The sequence below is a fragment of the Dolichospermum sp. LEGE 00240 genome (assembly GCF_015207875.1).
In the GTDB taxonomy this organism is placed as follows: Bacteria; Cyanobacteriota; Cyanobacteriia; order Cyanobacteriales; family Nostocaceae; genus Dolichospermum; species Dolichospermum gracile.
Genome location: NZ_JADEVZ010000026.1, coordinates 19,831 through 35,711, shown reverse-complemented (window position 1 = coordinate 35,711; position 15,881 = coordinate 19,831). Strand labels below are relative to the sequence as shown.

The window sequence follows — 15,881 nt, the reverse complement described above, 5'->3', positions numbered from 1 at the left end:
ATCAGATTTTTCTCATGATTCTAATTTCGCATCTACCATCATTTTCACAACATCCTGCATTTTATATCTAGCCTCCCATCCTAATTGGATTTTGGCTTTACTGGGATTACCTTTACCGACCGCCAAGTCTGTAGGTCTGAATAGGCTACTATCAACCACTACATGATCATGCCAATCTAAGTTTACAGATGTAAATGCTGCTGTGACAAAATCTTCCAAGGAAGTGCTTTCCCCCGTTGCAATCACATAATCATCAGGTTGATTTTGCTGCAACATTAAGTACATGGCTTCCACATATTCTCGCGCCCAACCCCAGTCCCGCTGAATTGACATATTACCTAAATATAATTTTTCATGACTACCTTGGGCAATTCGACAGGCGGTAGCAATAATTTTTTGAGTGACAAATCTTTCTGGACGCAGGGGAGATTCATGATTAAATAAAATTCCTGAACAGGCAAATAAACCGTAGGCTTCTCGGTAGTTAGCTACTTCCCAAAAAGCGGCAGCTTTAGCTACAGCATAAGGGCTTCTGGGGCGAAATGGAGTTGTTTCTGCGGCTGCTACATTGCCAGTATCACCAAAGCATTCACTCGAACCTGCATTGTAAACCTTAATGGGCGCGCCTAAAAACCGAATGGCTTCTAATAAATTTAGTGTGCCCGTAGCTATGCTTTCTAAAGTTTCTACGGGTTGTCCAAAAGATAAGCCGACGGAAGTTTGTCCTGCCAAATTATAGACTTCATCTGGTTGGATTTTTGTCAGTACCTGTAAGACGCTACGGAAGTCAGTTAAGGTCATTGACTCTAACTTGACTTGATCTTTAATACCTAAGTGGACTAAATTCTGAAAAGGTGAGATTTGGGCATCTCTGGAAGTTCCACAGACTGTGTAACCTTGATTAAGGAGTAATTCTGCTAGATAAGCTCCGTCTTGTCCAGATACTCCACAAATAAGGGCTTTTTTCATGTCAATTCATTACCCAGAAGTCTTTAACACTGTTACCCCCAAGCATTCGGGATTGCCTATAGGTAAATTCTCCCACGGAAGGATTGCGATGGGGATGAATGACCCCTGTTGCCTGTTGCCAAAGTTCGGCTGGGGCCAAAGATATCTCATATTTAGATCCATGCTTATGTACATGATACCATTTTGTTTCTTGGCACTCTTCGCACCAAAAAGCCTCTAACCACTCGCCCTGCAAAGAAACTGTAGTTTTATTGGCGACTAAAATCATCGCCTCTCGTCTGGGAATACCCCGTTTTTGTAGTTGTCCCGCTGTTTCGGTAAATAGTCCATATTTTTGGCTAACACTATCTATGAAACAACCATGTATGGGACAATAAATAGCTCTCCGCTGGGAACGCTTCCGATTGCGCTCGCACCTTTTCTGCACTTCGGCCTCCTGATCATGAACTAAAGAATAGATAGTGAGAAGGTTGCATAGGAGGGACTAAGACCAAAAAGACCATGGACGCCCAACTCCTGATTCAACGTTGTCTAAGGTATTAAATTTTGTTAACTTAGTTGTCTGAAATTTACTGAATTTGTTCACACACTGACGCTGATGAGCCTGGAGTGACATTTCAAATTGTAGATTTTTCTAGCACATTGATGTATTGTTTAGCGATGATTTCTGGTGTAAAGTTTGATTGCAAATATTGGCGGGAGGCATTACCCATTTTTTCTGCAAGTTGGCGATCGCTCTTTAAGTTGAGAATAAATTTAGATAAACTATCACTATCTCCATTGTCAATGCTGACACCAAACTGACCATCTGTTATGAGTTGTCGCAGGTAGGAATCTTTTGGGCAAATAGCTGCTATGGGTCTTCCCGTAGCTAAGGCTGGATAGAGTTTGCTAGGTGCAACTAAACTTTCCAGACCTGCTTCTACACTAACTAATGACAAATCACAAGCTGTCAGGGAATAGGGTAACACACTCTTGTCTTGATAGGGGAGAAAGAGAAAGTTTTTTAGTCCTAACCGCTTGACATCTTGAATAAAACTTTCCCGTTTGGGTCCACCACCAATACAAACGAACCGAATCTCTTCATTTTGTAATTGTTGAGCAGTTGCCAAAATGGTGTTTGTATCATGACACCTACCCATATTACCAGAATAGAGAACTGTAAATATGCTGTCCAAGTTATGCTGTTTGGCAAACCAGTTTTTTTCTTTGGTAATGGGTAAAATCAACTCAGAGTCGCCCCAACTGTGAATTACAGAGACCTTATCAGCTACTTGTGGACAGATGGCGACAACTCTCTCCTTCATAGCCGGACTCAGGACAATAATTCCTTTCGATTTTTGCCAAACCTGGCGATTGATTGCCCACCAAAACTTGGCTAACCAGTGCTTATGAGAAACTACTCCTAAAGCGATCGCAATATCTGGATACAAATCATATATTAAACATACATAGGGGAATTTTAATAATAAATGACTTAAATATCCGGCTATTGATAAAAAAGGAGGTGCTGAAGTTAATAAAAATACGTCATTTTTACGAGCATTGGCGATAATATGCAAAAAAGCCCGCAATGTGAATAAAACACCATTGACAGCTTTCCCACGAATCCTATTAGACCATATCTGAGTAGATCGGGATCTTTGAACGCGAATATTGCCCAATTGCTCTAAGGCTGGGGCTTTAGCAGTGGTAAAAGCATACCCTGGTTGTCCTGTGAATACTCTAATTCTAATTCCTTGTTTCTCTAACTGTTTGACTAGTTCTTCAATTAACTGTCCTGTTGCCGCATAGTCTGGAGGAAAAAACTCAGTGATCACAGACAACGTAGTTAGTTTGTGATATATAGTATCACCAATTTTAGAAGGCTGAACAGCCTCTATGAAATGCAAAGGAGATTTTATAGAACTCTTACGATTGGATATTGACATTATGTTAATTTTTGTTAATTACTGATTTTTATTGATATTAATTTCAAGGATAAATAGGATAAAAACTTGACTTTTTTGCATTTCATTGATTGTTATTATTTTGTGCAAATGATTGCTGTTGCTGAACATTCGTATCCCTTACGAGACCGAAGGAATAGGTGGGTTTCGTCTGTGTGGTTCCGCGACTTCTAGTACAGCCGGGCGTAAATAAAACAACCATTCTCAATCACTAAAAAGCTGATGCCATATTATTTTTGACTTTTGACTTCCGCCTTGCGGTACTAGTCGCCCTTGCAAGTAATAAATTAGACTTTTCAAACACCCTCTTAGAATGAAATCAATTTGCTGTACACTGTTAACCTAAACAGTTTTCTAACATCTTCAAAACCTATTGTCAACCATGGCAAATGGTTTTTCGATCAGATCAATAAGTATTCTACAGGTATATTAATATTGCAAGTCCTTTAATTCAAGATTCTTCATACTGGGTTTCAGTGAATAAGTAGGGTTTGCACCAAAAAGTTGCCTGTGAGGGGAGGTGACAGGTGCTAACGCCACGCTACGCTATCAGCAAGACCTATCTAGCTTGTAAGCAAATGTCGCCGCAGATGATCTAACGCTGTATTTGCACTCACATAACGAATTAAAGACCGTCCTCGAATTGTTCCGAAGCGATGTTCAAAACTGATTACTTCATTACCAGGACCAGCTAAACCAACATAGACTAAACCCACTGGTTTGGTTTGGGTTCCCCCGGTTGGTCCAGCAATGCCTGTAATACTTAATCCCCAAATGGTTGAAAGCCGATTTTTAACGCCAATAGCCATTTGTTCAGCTACTGTCGCACTTACCGCCCCAAATTCCTCTAAATCCTCTGGGTTGACTCCTAATAGTCCAACTTTGACAGAATTATCGTAGGCAATTACCCCACCCCAAAAGTAATCAGAACTACCAGAAATTTCCGTTAACATTTGTCCCAGTCCCCCACCGGTGCAAGATTCGGCTACAGATAGGGTTGCTCCCGCGGACCTTAACAAATTACCAACGACAGCAGCAAGGGTGTCATTATCAATGCCATAATAATCTAAGCCAGCAATTTCTATGAGTTGTTTTTCAATGGGTGCAATTAAAGCTTCTGCGGTTGTTGCGTCTGTGGCTTTAGCAGAGATTCGTAGTCTCACCTCTCCCTTGCCTGCATAGGGGGCTACTGTGGGATTAGTTAAATTAAAGTAGGAGGCTACTTTTTCGGCTAAAGCAGATTCTCCAATTCCCCAAAATCTTAAACTGCGACTATAAATAATTTCCTTTCCCCAACCTTGACTTTTCAGAAAAGGTACTGCGGTTTCGGTCCACATTCGATACATTTCGCTGGGAACACCAGGGAAAGTAAAAATAGTTAATCCTGGACGGGGTTGCCAAATAATACCCGGTGCTGTTCCTGTGGGGTTGGGTAAAATTTCTGCACCTTGGGGAATTAAGGCTTGTTTGCGATTATTAGCGGACATTATTCGTCCCCGTTGGGCAAATTTTTCGGCTATATCTTGGACAATATCGGCTCGTTCTATTAAGGGAACACCAAAAAAATCAGCGATAGTTTCGCAGGTGAGATCATCGGGTGTGGGTCCTAAACCACCTGTGAAAATGAGAATTTGTACTCTGGAAGCAGCAATTTCTATAACTTCTTTGAGTCGGTCTGGATTATCGCCGACGACGGTTTGATAGTAGTGAGGAATGCCTAACTGTGCTAATTGTTGAGCAAGATATTGGGCATTGCTGTTGAGGATATCTCCTAGCAGCATTTCTGTACCAACGCAAATAATTTCTGCACTCATGGGGGTTAAAAAGGAATTAGGAATAGGAATCTAGGAACAACTGGTGATATTAAATACTCGCTTGAATTTTGCTTATTTCTGTACATAAATTTAATAAGTATTATAAAATTAAAGATGACGGTTTTAACACGATATTTTCAAAATATAAACTATGAATATTTGGGTAAATGAACAAATTGATCCTTCTGGACTGATTCACGCCTGTATTGCCTCTTGTGATGAATCTCAGGCTAAGGATTGTCATGAGTCGTTTCAGACTAATCTCACGAACTCTCAAAAGGCAGAGGGCTGGATTGCAAAATTAAGGGTAGTTAAATCTTGGGATGATGTGCCAGTTAATGCTTTAAAACTTGATTAATCAGAGTGTGCTGGATGAGAAAAAGGGCGATACTGTTGATGAGCTAGACAAAGCCCCAATCTCATTCTGTCTATTAATTGATAGGATAGGTGGTAATATTTTGCGTTAATATTCTGGAGTTTCCAGTTACCATTCTAACTTCCATGCAGCATGAGACTCAACTTAGTTTATTTGATAACTCTAGCTTAAACCAAAGAGAGCTAATTACTACAAGTAATAAAATTCCCATTCCGCCGGGAACTTATGAGAATGTAGAGGAATTGACAAAACATTGCAATGGCTGTCAGCGTTGTGCATTAAGTGAAAACCGGACTCATGCTGTGGTCGGCCGTGGTAATCTCCAAGCGGAAATTATGATTATTGGGGAAGCACCGGGGAAAAATGAAGATGAAACAGGTTTACCATTTGTGGGTAGATCAGGGCAATTACTAGAAAGTATCTTAGCTTCGGTAAATTTAAGTACGGAGACAGATATATATATTGCCAATATTTGTAAGTGTAGACCACCGGAAAACCGTGTACCGACTAATGAAGAGGCTGCTGCTTGTAAACCATATTTATTTGAGCAGATTCGCCTGGTTAACCCAAAAATTATCTTATTAACAGGTGCAACTTCTGTGAAGGGTGTGATTGGTGATAACCGTCCGATTACTAAAATTCGTGGTCAATGGTTGGAGTGGGAAGGGCGCTTATGTATGCCTATTTTTCATCCCTCTTACTTGTTGCGTAATCCTTCACGGGAAAAAGGAAAGCCGAAATGGCTCATGTGGCAAGATATACAGGTGGTTCGGGCTAAGTTTGATGAATTAAAAAATCAGGATAAAAACTAAGGAATAGGGAACAGGGAATAGGGAATAGGGAATAGAGGAGAGGCAATAATTTTCCCAATGACTAATGACTAATGACCAATGACCAATGACCAATTACTAATGCTCCTGTAACTTGGTAAAGTTAGGAAATCACAAAATATCAAGTCATCAGATTTTTACCGCTAAAACATGGGCAGCCAGAGAAAAATGTACTGGGAACTCGATTTTTACTCCCGTCCGATTTTGGACGAAAATCAGAAAAAAGTGTGGGAAATGTTGGTGTGCGAAAGTCCTGTAGATATTGGTACACAAACGGAGTCTCTGTTTCGCTATGCTAAATATTGCCCAAGTACCCAGGTAAATTCGGGTTGGCTACGGATAGCAATCCAGGAAGCTATAGAGAAAGCGGGTACAGCACCTACCAAAATCCGCTTTTTCCGCCGCCAAATGAATAACATGATCACCAAATCCTGTGAAGATGTGGGAGTACCCGCTGTCCCAAGTCGGCGGACTTTGGTTCTCAATCAGTGGATACAGCAGCGCGTAAAGGAAGTCTATCCCCAAGAACCAGGATATCAGGGGGTAGTTAATCCTTCGGTGCGTTTAGATAGACCTTTGCCCCAACGGTTGCCAGATGCATTGGAAGGAAAACAATGGGCTTTTGTGACTTTAGAGGCTAGTGATTTGGCGGAAATGCCGGATTGGGAAATTGGTTTTGGTGAAGCTTTTCCCCTGGAGTTGGCGCAATTGTCCCCAGAAACCCGCATTCCAGGGATTTTGATTTTCTCCCCCAGGGCTTTACCCATAGCGGGTTGGATGTCTGGGTTGGAAATGGCTTATTTGCACTTTGACACCAAGCAAGGCAACAGGTTGATTTTAGAAACGGGGGCTACGGAAAGTTGGGTAGTGGCTAATATCCGCACGCCTGAACTTTTAGCAGAAGCACAGGGCTTTGCGGTAGCTAAGGAACAAGCCAATGGCGTACATTTTATTGGTGTCCAGTCTGATCCTCAATCTCAAGATTTTGCGGGCTTTTGGCTGTTACAAGAAATCAATTTGCCATGAGGGTACAAGCAGGGATAAGCTCTAAACTGGTGCAAATGAGTGTTTCTTATCTGTTCCCTTTTTTGTAACTGTTGATGACACGCTAATGGGATAATAGACTGCGACGATTAAGCGATTTATATCCAAAATCCATAATTCATAAGGGGACATGGGTTCTGCAAATTTGTTACAAGATACACTGGCTCAACAACTGCTGGAACTTGCCCTCAAATCTGGCGCTGAGGCTGCGGAGGTGTATCAGTCACGATCGCTTTCTCGACCAGTTTTTTTTGAGGCTAACCGTCTCAAACAACTAGAAACTAGTCAATCTGAGGGTACAGCCCTACGGCTATGGCGGAATGGTTGTCCCGGTTTGACGGTGGCTTATGGCGATGTTGATCCCCAAGCTATGGTGGAAAAATCTTTGGCACTGAGTCAATTAAATCCACCGGAAACAGTAGAATTAGGGACTTATGATGATCATTATTACTCAGATTTTGGCTCATCTGTATCCGTCGAAGTGTTGATTCAATGGGGGAAGGAGGCGATCGCCTTAATTCGTGATGTCTATCCAGATATTCTTTGCCATAGTGACTGGGAATGCGATATAGAAAACACTAGACTGATCAACAGCAAAGGTTTAGATTCTCACTACACCGATACCACACTTAGCTGCTATATGTCAGCGGAATGGGTGAGAGGTGATGATTTTCTCAGTGTTGCTGATGGTCAAACTCAACGCGATCAACTCAACCCAGAAAAAGTAGCCAGCCAAATTTTACAGCGCTTAAATTGGGCTAAAGAAAACATTCCTAGTCCCAGTGGTCGTTGTCCTGTATTGTTCACTTCCAAAGCGGCAGATATGCTGTGGGGAACTGTGCAATCAGCTTTGAATGGTAAACACATCTTGGAAAAAGCTTCCCCTTGGGCAGATAGATTGGGTAAACCAGTTATTGCCCCCACCCTGACCCTTTACCAAAACCCAAAAGCCGGTCCCTATAGTTGTCCCTTTGATGATGAAGGTCAACCTACTCAGTCATTGATATTTATCGAAAATGGGATTTTACGGAATTTTTATAGCGATCGCACCACCGGGCGACAATTAAACAGCGGTAGCACTGGTAATGGTTTTCGTCCCGGCTTAGGTAGTTATCCCACACCAGGGCTATTTAACTTCCTAATTCAACCCGGTGATCTTTCCCTAGTCAACTTGATTCGTAAAATGGATGATGGCTTAATTGTGGATCAAATGTTAGGTAGTTGTAGCGGACTATCAGGTGATTTTTCCATCAATGTTGATTTGGGCTATCGGGTCAAAAATGGTCAAATAATTGGCAGAGTCAAGGATACGATGGTAGCAGGTAACGTCTACACAGCCCTAAAACAAGTGATACAACTAGGTGGAGATGCGGATTGGAATGGTTCTTGCTATACTCCATCATTGATAGTAGAAGGACTATCCATTACTGGGAAAAATAGGTGAGGTCATATCAAGATATTATCATTGGGTTTTCATCCTCTTTTATACGTCATCTTTTATATGCCCCAAATATACTGAAACCGGTTTATAGTTTAACCAAATATAGAACCCCTCTCCAAACCTCTCCCCGCAACGAGGAGAGGCTTTGAACTTGTTTTTTATATCATAAAAAAGTCTAGATTTTAGCCGTTTTGAGTATATCAGGGTAGTTCCCTGCCTTCACAGGCAACTTATTCAGCAACCCGTACTTCTTGACAGACTACTAGAGTGCGTTAAAACGCACTTTAAATTTGAGACCACCTGAGTTCGACATAAGATAATTTTTGGAAAACTGCCCCAAATATGAGTCTCAAACCCTGATGATCTCGTTGAAAAAATCATAACTCTGTTCGCGTAGCGTCTCCGAAGGAGAAACTCCTAACACCGAACTCAGGTGAGACCGGAACTTAAGTTCCGGCCAGGTTTATTCTACCTACTCAAATCCCATGGCCGCCGCCACAGCCTTAATATCAGCATCAATGCCCTGTTTAAATTGAGCATGACTGTGTTTAATAGCCGTATCTGGATCTTTCAACCCATTACCAGTTAAGATACAAACCACCGTTGCCCCCGTGGGAACTTCGTCTTTTACCTGTAACAATCCTGCCACAGAAGCCGCACTAGCCGGTTCACAGAAAATCCCTTCCGATGATGCTAAAAGTCGGTAAGCGTCGAGAATTTCCCCATCCGTCACCGACCGGAATCTTCCCTGACTGGCTGTTTGCGCTGCAATGGCCTTATCCCAACTGGCGGGATTGCCAATTCTAATGGCTGTGGCTATGGTTTCAGGATGTGCTACCGGTTGACCATTCACCAAAGGTGCAGCCCCAGCGGCTTGAAAACCCATCATTTTCGGTAAGCGATCGCATTTACCATCTTGATGATATTGACAAAAACCCATCCAATATGCTGTGATATTACCCGCATTCCCCACCGGAATACATAACCAATCGGGGGCATCACCCAAAGCATCAACAACCTCAAAAGCTCCGGTTTTTTGTCCTTCTAAGCGGTAGGGGTTGACCGAATTTACCAAAGTAATGGGATAACTTTCCGCCACTTCCCGGACAATTTCCAAAGCGCGGTCAAAATTGCCCTTAATAGCTAACACCTCTGCGCCATACAGTAGCGCCTGTGCCAACTTACCTAAAGCCACATAGCCATCGGGAATCAGTACAAAGGGTTTCATTCCTCCCCGTCTAGCATAGGCAGCGGCAGCGGCAGAAGTATTACCAGTGCTGGCACAAATCACAGCCTTAGCACCTGCTTCTGCTGCTTTAGAAATTGCCATTGTCATCCCCCGGTCTTTGAAGCTACCAGTGGGGTTAAGTCCATCATATTTAACATACACCTTGACCTGTCTGCCAATACGTTCGGCGATCGCTGGCACGGGAATCAAAGGTGTGTTACCCTCCAGCAAAGTCACCACGGGGGTTTTTTCGCTGACAGGCAAGTATTGACGATAGGCTTCTATCAGCCCTGGCCACGGTTGGCAATGAGATTTAGCAGCAGACAGGCTCAAAGTCACAGGATTAAAAATTTCTTAATTTAAGGATTTACGATTGGGAATGCTTGTAGATAAGTATCCCACTTTTCAAGTCTATATGTTAGTTGCGGAACACCGTGATCATGAAAAAATATTCAAGGCGGTTTTAACCGCCCGTATCGCTTCCCTCTCAGGGTTAAAGCCACGCTTGTTTCCCACTTACCGGATACCCTGATGATCAAAACTATATAATGTCTTAACAAAGATTAGGATAAGTATATTATACTATCTACAAATGGTGTGAGTTAAATTTCTAATGCCAACAACTATGTCTACTATGTCATCCAGTGTTTCCGAATGTGAATCCCACGCTAACTTAGTTAAGAAGTTAACGAAGGCGTACTATCGAGACGATCAGCAAGTCAAATTTATGAACTTGCAAGCGGAGGTAGATTCCCTTTTAGAGCAATTGCAAAATCTCAAAAGCGAACGAGTGGAAGCTCCTAGCGACGAAGCATAAATTACCTGTTGTGGTAACTATTCAAATCGCTGATTAGTTTGTGACCAACGTTCCAAACTATATCCCTGCCTATTTTCTACCAGTAACGCTAGAGATTGATCATCGGTAAGTTGAGCGATCGCTATTAGCGTTTGCTGGTTTGCACTGGCAAAATCACTATAAATGATATTACTACCCGCTGAAAAGATGAGAGTCCGGGGACGTTTTTGACTATCTGCCGGTTTGGAAGTATTACCATCGAACTGATTTAAAGATGCTATAGCAGCATCAGAAATAGTCACGACAATCTCCTGCTGTTGATCATTCGTCAAATCAGCCAATTGAACAGGCCAATCAGCCATTTTTTCCCGCATTTCCTGAACATCAGGAATCACACCAGCAGTTAAATCACCCGACTGTTGTAATTTTCGCCATAGAACTGGCAGCATGGACTCCACTAACTGAGGTTGTTGTTGATATAAATCCTTCACAGTTACCGGAGACGGTTCTACCCATGTTAACGCATCCATAGTCAGAGCTAAAGGTCGAGGCTGGAAAGAATTAACCTTGCTTTCAGGCAATGCAGAACCCAACATTAACAACCGTAAACCCTGTCCCCTGACTTGTACAGCCTTAATAGTAGTTCTAGTAACCTCCTGTTCTCCATTAGGTTTCCAGACAATAACCTGCATACTAGGGTCAGAACTAATCCCCAGAAGTTTGCGCCAAAATTTTCGAGGTTGACTTTGCAGTTGGTCAAAATTAGCAAACGGATCACTTAACCAACTCGTACCATCATGAAAGGCACTAACTTCCACCTGATACCAAACTTGATTATTAGTGATTTTCAAATCAGTTTGCAGAGATATTGGCAACCAATCCTCCTCATTAATGCGACTAACTTGTTTTACAGTGCCAATAATTCGACTTTTATGGGCATTGATTTTATCATCATCAAGTTGAGTTAGAATACCTTGAATATAGTTAAGTGTTTCCCCATTAATATTCCGTTGTGCTTGCAACCAAGCATTAGCTCTTTCCTCTCCCCGTTGTACCTTAAAAATTAATGCTACCCAAGCTAAAACCGCCCGACGATTAGGATTTAGTCGCAACGCTACCGCAGCCCGATTCCAAATTCTCCCCTGATCAGTTTGTAATAAATTAGTAATTTCTTGACCATTATCAGGTGATTTTTCCAATACCTGTAAAGCCTTTTCCCAACGACCATCAATAATATCTGCCGTCACTTGTTGATGAGGACTTGCCCAACTCTTTTCAGCTTGCATTCTTGTAAATTCCGAATGTAACCGGATCACATCTATTTGCGCCCGTGCTGCCGCTGAAAAAGGCTGTTTACGCTGTTTTTCTAAAGATTTCAACCATGTAAAAGCAGGAGTCCAAAGTCCATTTCTGGCTAAGAACAGAGACTGTTGAAAAGCAAATTCATTAACGGCAGGTTTTTGGAAATTAATTGCTTCCAAATAAATAGAATTAGCCACTAACTGACTCGGTTTAACTTGATAAACTTGCAAATTTGGTTCTACATTTACCGTTTGATCAATAATTAATTCTTTTGCATCATTACCCGTTATCTGTTGCCATTTAGGTAACTGCCCATTGCGGGTTTTCCAAGATAACATTTTTTGTAGGCTTTTCAGAGTAGGATTGTAGTAGATAATTTGACCATAGGTAATATTATTATCGTTATTTTTGTGTTCACCCCGCAAATAAAACCAAAATCCTGAAACTAAGTGAGAATCTGCAAAAGCTTTCATCTTCGTTAAAGGTAAACGGATCTTTGTTTCTTGATTGTCTGATTCAGAAATAGCCGCAACTGAAGAGGATTCTATCAAACTTTTCGATAGGCCAATAACAGGTAATTTGGTAATTAAATAGTAGTATTTTTCTGACTGGAATTTATATTCCCAATCCTGGGAAAGTTTATAAATTCTCAGTTCTACCAATTCTTGACAATGGGACTGACAATTCTTGCGTTTTTGGAAGATTGGTAATAAAAAAGATTCCTCTGACTTACCATCTAAAGACATGATTTCGCCAAATAGACGTTGTTGTTGAGTTAAACCGAGTTCAATAGCTGTAAATGTTTGCGGTAGTTCTCGTTTACCTGTAGATATTTTTGCCCATTTCGGTAAAAAATCATTTACCCAACTAATCTGAGTAGGATTTAAAATAAATAGCACACTCATCCAACCAACACCAATAATTACACCAGCGCTGCTTAACAACAGACTCACCGCCAACGTAGACCATAACCAACTACGCCGTTGGGAACGTTTGGGTAATTTTTTAACATTCTTCTTCGTTACACCTGGAGGAGGCTGATTTAGCCCAGCAGCTTTTGGTATACGTTTACGGGGTTTATTGATCATCTGACGATTACTAGCACTGGTAATTTGATGTTGTTCAAAATTAGGACTTACGCAAGTGTCACACTAAAAATCTGTTGTAGGGTGCGTCAGATATCAACAATTTGTTTATTCGCAGTATTTATACAGTCTGATGCACCCTACCAATGTGCCAGTTGTGTAAGTCCTGAAAATCATCCATGATAAATTCTGACAAACTTGGTAACATTCCGCCAGTGTACTAGGGTAAAACTTACAACTTCACCAAGATCACTAAGATACCCGACCTCTCTAAGAAGTCGGGTATCTTGTTTTGTTTGTTGAATAAGTATATTTTTGATTAAATCATCAACTGGGAGAAAAGGGGCAATAAAAAAGGTTTGGTTGTCAACCAAACCTTGACTTAAATCCAGTGCATAACAACATCCCGAATTAATTTAACCTATATGATCTATTTTCAGCATCTTCCTATAGTATGTATGCAAATTTCATAAAACCTGATAGGAAATCATTGGTCAGTTGTCAGTTGTCGGTTGTCAGTTGTCGGTTGTCAGTTGTCAGTTGTCGGTTGTCGGTTGTCAGTGGTAATAGGAAAGTTATTTTATTATTACTTCTATTACCTATTACCTATTCCCTCTTCCCTATTCCCTATTCCCTATTCCCTATTCCCTATTTCTGAGATAAATCTAATAAATTTGCTAACTTATAAACTGTTCGCGCACCGACATTACCATCCCATTCAGCATCACCAACTTCACAAACATCAAAACCAATAATTTTTCTACCACTATTGACCAGTTCGCGGAATAGACAATAAACTTGTTCTAATTCCAGTCCTCCAGGGACAGGAGTACCTGTGTTGGGGCAAAGTTTAGGGTCTAAACCATCAATATCGAAGCTAATATAAACTTTTTCTGGTAAATGATTGATAATTTCTCGACATAAATCCAACCAAGTTTTACCAGCATATAGTTGTTGTTTAATTGCTGAATCATAATAACCAATAATGCGATTATTTGATTGATTAATTATTTGGACTTCATCATGACAAATATCTCGTACACCTACTTGCACCAATTTAGAAATCTGTGGTATTTTTATAGCATTAAACATAATAGACGCATGGGAAAATTCAAATTCCTCATAGGCATTACGTAGGTCTGCATGGGCATCAATATGTAAAATTCCCCAGTCATCATATTGATTAGCTAAGGCTTGAAAGTAGCCTAATGGTGAACTGTGATCACCACCAATGACAGCAACTCGTTTACCTTGATTGATTGCTGCTTGTGCTTGGGTAAATAACCAATGATTTACTTGTTCCCCCGCTTGGTTAATTGCTTCTAGAACAGGAGTTAAATCTGGTGAGTCTGTTAGGGATTTACCTTGGGCTTGACGTTCAATAATTATGGCTGCTTGTTGACGATAATAGTTATTTTTTTCAATCATTTCTTGGGGAATTTCTACCATAAATATTCCCTGTTTCCAACCATCAGGATGATCAAAATCGAATAAATCTATTTGCAATGAGGCATCTAAAATTCGCTGTGGACCGTTCGCCGTTCCAGCACGATAGGAAACCGTGACTTCCCAAGGTATGGGGAAGATAATTAAATTTGCGGAATCGTAATTAAATGGTAATCCCATAAAATTGCCATTTTTTTCGGCCACGCCGTTGGGATTGTAGTTTTCAATGGAGTCGTTCATATTGAAAATTAGTGCTGGTTACGGATTGATATTTAGAGGATGTTTGAAAAGTTTTTAATGTATAAATAAACCCCTATCCAAACCTCTCCCCGATGCGGGGAGGGGCTTTGAAACCCCCATTCCCAGCCTTCGGCACGCTGCGCTAAGGTAGGGAAGGGGGGTTAGGTTTTTGGAGATTATCGGTTTCATCTAATACTTTTCAAACGCCCTCTTAGATTTTATCAATATTTGTTAATCTCGGCTGATTTTAATTACCATTACTTTTGGTGATATCCAATAGGAGAAAATCCATAAATTATAATTAAGAACGACGGACATTTAAACAACACCATTCTTTTCTTTTCCAGAGGGTAGCTACAATCCAACCATTTTGTTCTAAAGCATCAGCAACGGCTTTGGATTGTTCTAGTAAAATACCACTGAATATACCCCAAGTGCTAGGTTTGGTAATGGCGGTCATTTCTGGGAGTAATTCGATAATTACATCTGCTAAAATATTGCAAACAATCCCATCTACAGGTTGATCAATTACTTTCCGAACTATGTCTACACTACCCTCAAGGGGGATTAAAGAATCTGGACGGATTTCATTAAGAGTGCGATTACTAAAAGTAGATTTTACGGCTAAAGGATCGTTATCAACGGCATAGACTTTACCAGCGCCTAATAATATTGCCCCAACCCCTAGAATACCTGAACCACAACCAATATCGGCAATGATTAAAGGTTTTTTTGGTGCTTCTGTGTCTAGGAAGGATTGGGGAATTTCACCGAAGCGCATTTCTAGGGATTCTAAACAAAGTTGAGTGGTGGCGTGATTCCCTGTACCAAAGGCTACACCTGGATCAAGACGAATTACCAATCTGTCTAGGGATTCGGGTAGAGGTAGCCAAGCGGGGTTAATGAGAAAGCGATCGCCTATTTCTTCCGGTTGCCAGTGTTGTTTCCAGCTACTAGACCAGTCCTCTTCGTCAATTAAGCCCCAATGCAACAGGGGTGCGGTGAGTCCTACACACAGGGCATCTTGACGCAGCCAGAGCGATAAAGCAGCCAAATCTAGGAGTTGTACTTTAAAGGTGGGTAAATAAGCCTTAACAAAGGAGACATTGCCCTTAATTTCTACTGCTGTACCACGACAGCCAAAGTTTTCTAACCGCCAAAATATAGTTTCTTCTAAATCTGGTTCAGATAAAATATTTAATTCCCACCAGGTATTTGCCATAGAATTTTAGATTATTGGTAATGGGTAATTGGTAATGGGGAAAAATAAACTATGATTTTGAAGATGTTGATGATGGGGATGATTTGGATAAATATCAAATTAAACTATCATTGTTATTGATGATGACCAACGACAATGC

General features: G+C 41.0%; 13 protein-coding genes. 5 read left to right on the top strand and 8 right to left on the bottom strand.

All coding sequences use genetic code 11. The features are described 5' to 3' along the window. Window positions 1-12: 12 nt before the first annotated feature. From IQ226_RS10955 to IQ226_RS10940, 4 genes are all read right to left on the bottom strand, one after another. Window positions 13-969, bottom strand: coding sequence for a GDP-mannose 4,6-dehydratase (locus IQ226_RS10955; RefSeq protein WP_193895299.1), 957 nt, complete (start codon window positions 967-969; stop codon window positions 13-15). Between the two features lies 1 nt (window position 970). After that, window positions 971-1,396, bottom strand: coding sequence for a hypothetical protein (locus IQ226_RS10950; RefSeq protein ID WP_193895297.1), 426 nt, complete (start codon window positions 1,394-1,396; stop codon window positions 971-973). A gap of 190 nt (window positions 1,397-1,586) precedes the next feature. Next, entirely contained in the window at window positions 1,587-2,900 is a 1,314-nt protein-coding gene (locus IQ226_RS10945) for a glycosyltransferase family 4 protein (RefSeq protein ID WP_193895296.1), read from the bottom strand. 581 nt (window positions 2,901-3,481) lie between these two features. Then, window positions 3,482-4,732 carry a competence/damage-inducible protein A gene (locus IQ226_RS10940; protein WP_193895294.1) on the bottom strand — a complete coding sequence of 417 codons (1,251 nt, stop codon included), beginning with the start codon at window positions 4,730-4,732 and terminating at the stop codon, window positions 3,482-3,484. A 151-nt stretch (window positions 4,733-4,883) separates the two neighbouring features. Between IQ226_RS10940 and IQ226_RS10935 the strand changes: the two genes are divergently transcribed. The 4 genes from IQ226_RS10935 to IQ226_RS10920 all read left to right on the top strand — a co-directional run bounded on the left by IQ226_RS10935 (window position 4,884) and on the right by IQ226_RS10920 (window position 8,426). Continuing rightward, window positions 4,884-5,090, top strand: a complete 207-nt coding sequence (locus IQ226_RS10935) for a hypothetical protein (protein ID WP_027402472.1) — start codon at window positions 4,884-4,886, stop codon at window positions 5,088-5,090. A gap of 143 nt (window positions 5,091-5,233) precedes the next feature. Then, on the top strand, window positions 5,234-5,920 hold the full coding sequence (locus tag IQ226_RS10930; protein ID WP_193895292.1) for a uracil-DNA glycosylase family protein: 687 nt from the start codon (window positions 5,234-5,236) through the stop codon (window positions 5,918-5,920). Window positions 5,921-6,106: 186 nt separating this feature from the next. Further along, complete coding sequence (locus IQ226_RS10925) at window positions 6,107-6,964, top strand: Tab2/Atab2 family RNA-binding protein (protein ID WP_370567119.1); 858 nt, start codon at window positions 6,107-6,109, stop codon at window positions 6,962-6,964. Between the two features lie 148 nt (window positions 6,965-7,112). Then, the gene (locus tag IQ226_RS10920; protein WP_193895288.1) at window positions 7,113-8,426 is read left to right on the top strand and encodes a TldD/PmbA family protein; all 1,314 of its coding nucleotides are present in this window, start codon (window positions 7,113-7,115) and stop codon (window positions 8,424-8,426) included. 469 nt (window positions 8,427-8,895) lie between these two features. Here IQ226_RS10920 and thrC read toward each other — a convergent pair whose 3' ends face one another. Further along, on the bottom strand, window positions 8,896-9,990 hold the full coding sequence (gene thrC, locus IQ226_RS10915) for a threonine synthase (protein WP_193895286.1): 1,095 nt from the start codon (window positions 9,988-9,990) through the stop codon (window positions 8,896-8,898). Between the two features lie 286 nt (window positions 9,991-10,276). Between thrC and IQ226_RS10910 the strand changes: the two genes are divergently transcribed. After that, window positions 10,277-10,468: a hypothetical protein gene (locus IQ226_RS10910; protein WP_193895343.1), complete on the top strand. Its 192-nt coding sequence runs from the start codon at window positions 10,277-10,279 to the stop codon at window positions 10,466-10,468. A gap of 17 nt (window positions 10,469-10,485) precedes the next feature. Here IQ226_RS10910 and IQ226_RS10905 read toward each other — a convergent pair whose 3' ends face one another. The 3 genes from IQ226_RS10905 to prmA all read right to left on the bottom strand — a co-directional run bounded on the left by IQ226_RS10905 (window position 10,486) and on the right by prmA (window position 15,742). Beyond that, the gene (locus tag IQ226_RS10905; RefSeq protein WP_193895284.1) at window positions 10,486-12,837 is read right to left on the bottom strand and encodes a hypothetical protein; all 2,352 of its coding nucleotides are present in this window, start codon (window positions 12,835-12,837) and stop codon (window positions 10,486-10,488) included. A 645-nt stretch (window positions 12,838-13,482) separates the two neighbouring features. Next, window positions 13,483-14,520 carry an agmatinase family protein gene (locus IQ226_RS10900; protein WP_193895282.1) on the bottom strand — a complete coding sequence of 346 codons (1,038 nt, stop codon included), beginning with the start codon at window positions 14,518-14,520 and terminating at the stop codon, window positions 13,483-13,485. Window positions 14,521-14,821: 301 nt separating this feature from the next. Continuing rightward, on the bottom strand, window positions 14,822-15,742 hold the full coding sequence (gene prmA, locus IQ226_RS10895) for a 50S ribosomal protein L11 methyltransferase (protein ID WP_193895280.1): 921 nt from the start codon (window positions 15,740-15,742) through the stop codon (window positions 14,822-14,824). Between the last annotated feature and the right edge of the window lie 139 nt (window positions 15,743-15,881).

Coding starts and splice junctions, on each gene's coding strand:
- IQ226_RS10955 (WP_193895299.1), bottom strand. CDS start 969: ATGAAAAAAGCCCTTATTTGTGGAGTATCTGGACAAGACGGAGCTTAT.
- IQ226_RS10945 (WP_193895296.1), bottom strand. CDS start 2,900: ATGTCAATATCCAATCGTAAGAGTTCTATAAAATCTCCTTTGCATTTC.
- IQ226_RS10940 (WP_193895294.1), bottom strand. CDS start 4,732: ATGAGTGCAGAAATTATTTGCGTTGGTACAGAAATGCTGCTAGGAGAT.
- IQ226_RS10935 (WP_027402472.1), top strand. CDS start 4,884: ATGAATATTTGGGTAAATGAACAAATTGATCCTTCTGGACTGATTCAC.
- IQ226_RS10930 (WP_193895292.1), top strand. CDS start 5,234: ATGCAGCATGAGACTCAACTTAGTTTATTTGATAACTCTAGCTTAAAC.
- IQ226_RS10925 (WP_370567119.1), top strand. CDS start 6,107: ATGTACTGGGAACTCGATTTTTACTCCCGTCCGATTTTGGACGAAAAT.
- IQ226_RS10920 (WP_193895288.1), top strand. CDS start 7,113: ATGGGTTCTGCAAATTTGTTACAAGATACACTGGCTCAACAACTGCTG.
- IQ226_RS10910 (WP_193895343.1), top strand. CDS start 10,277: ATGTCTACTATGTCATCCAGTGTTTCCGAATGTGAATCCCACGCTAAC.
- IQ226_RS10905 (WP_193895284.1), bottom strand. CDS start 12,837: ATGATCAATAAACCCCGTAAACGTATACCAAAAGCTGCTGGGCTAAAT.
- IQ226_RS10900 (WP_193895282.1), bottom strand. CDS start 14,520: ATGAACGACTCCATTGAAAACTACAATCCCAACGGCGTGGCCGAAAAA.
- prmA (WP_193895280.1), bottom strand. CDS start 15,742: ATGGCAAATACCTGGTGGGAATTAAATATTTTATCTGAACCAGATTTA.